Here is a 1,616-nt window from a genome sequence, read left to right on the forward strand (position 1 = left end):
GAAGAAAGCAGGTGTACTCCGGCCGCAGGAAAACAACTCCGAGCACTAACACGGGGCAGCCTGCGATTGCCATATAGAGGGGCATATTTGCCCCTCGCCCAAAACACCATAAATGGAATGAACCTAATAATTATTTTGAGGTCAAACGGCAGTATTTTCTAGTCTAAGTGAACAGGGTTTTATTCTGAAATCAACAACACCAACCTACCCCCACCCAAGACCTTCTGTCAGGGTTGATCAGCAGAGCAGTTCAAGCGGGAATCCTTACCGTTCAGAAAGTACATGTAACAGTAAATACGTCTCAAGTTGTCAATCCTATAGAAGTACAGGCACCCAAGTTGATGGCAGACGTTTAGAGGATGACTTTTGGAAACAAAAACCATTACGAGGACGTAAAATCACCCCAGCTGATGTGATGACAGCGTATGCAAATGACAAAACCTCCCTACGAGGAGCCTTCTTCCTGCAAAAGCTCTGCTTAAAGAACATTCCAAAAGACCAGAGAAAAATCAGCCCGGATCAGGTCATTCAAGAATTCAATCGAGCTCCAGATCAAAATAATAAGTATCAGTTAGCGATAGCGCGCTTCAAAGCGGAATGTTGCCTGAGGGGCCTGCTTTTGAAAATTTAAGTGTTCTTAAACTGCCACCATTCGCACCGGAGTTAAACAGCTCAGAAAGGCTATGGGAGTGGATGCGGGAGCATGACTTATCAAACAAAGCATTTTCAGGTTATGAAAATATTGTAGATTGTTGCTGTGAAGCTTGGAATAACCTTTGCAGCGAAGCTGGTCGACTGTTCAGTCTGTGCTCCCGTGATTGGGCAGTTATACAGTAGTTAGAAAATTCAATTGGTATGATGCAAAGGTTGAAAAAACCACAGTTGTACGATGAAACCAACGAAACTCAGGATACACTTCAACAGGCCTGGCAAATCTTAAACAACGTATCGGTCAAAGACGATGAGCAACATCGACTTCAATGTATCTTAAAATTCACGGCTATGCAGTATGAGTTGTCAATTGATCATCAGAGAGTGTCAGCAAAAGAGGTATTGCAAACCATCAAAACACTCAGGAGCTCATTTCAAAATTCACGCTTAGAGTTCTTCTTCCTGGCACATTGTTTTAAGACGAGCCTGTCTATTGAGGGACAAAAAATCCATGAGAGTCAGGTTCTAGACTGTCTTCAGAGTTTCCCTGAAGGGAGCAAGTTGCGCCATGCGTTAAGCTGCTGGTTTAAACAACTCAGCTCCGAAGGCAATCTCGTGGAGGAGTTACTGTTTAAACGAGATAATGCGATTCCAAAGCGGGACAGTGATAGTCGGCACGGGCACGCAGCTTTTGCCAGTCAAGATGATGCGTCCGTAGCAGTGAATAGAGAGCACTCTGTATTACCTAAACCAGGTCCAGACAACGCTAATGCAGGCTTTTTGCCCAGTGATGGAAAAAATAGTCATTCAGCCAATTCAACCCATTCAGCCAAACGTGTAAATAGCACCACACCGGATCATCGAGATCTTCCCGACGTAATCCCCGATATAGAAAGCTCTGGTCGAAGAACAAAATCGGTAGAAGTATCCGTTGCCAATCTTGACAAAGGAGGCCCATTCCCTTG

1 protein-coding gene is annotated in these 1,616 nt (G+C 44.4%); it reads left to right on the forward strand.

Going from position 1 to position 1,616, the window contains the following annotated elements:
* Positions 1-867: 867 nt before the first annotated feature.
* Positions 868-1,616 (forward strand): hypothetical protein (locus AK963_RS28810; RefSeq protein ID WP_139117766.1); only part of this gene is annotated, 749 nt, incomplete at its 3' end.

Source organism: Endozoicomonas atrinae (genome assembly GCF_001647025.1).
Taxonomy (GTDB): Bacteria; Pseudomonadota; Gammaproteobacteria; order Pseudomonadales; family Endozoicomonadaceae; genus Endozoicomonas; species Endozoicomonas atrinae.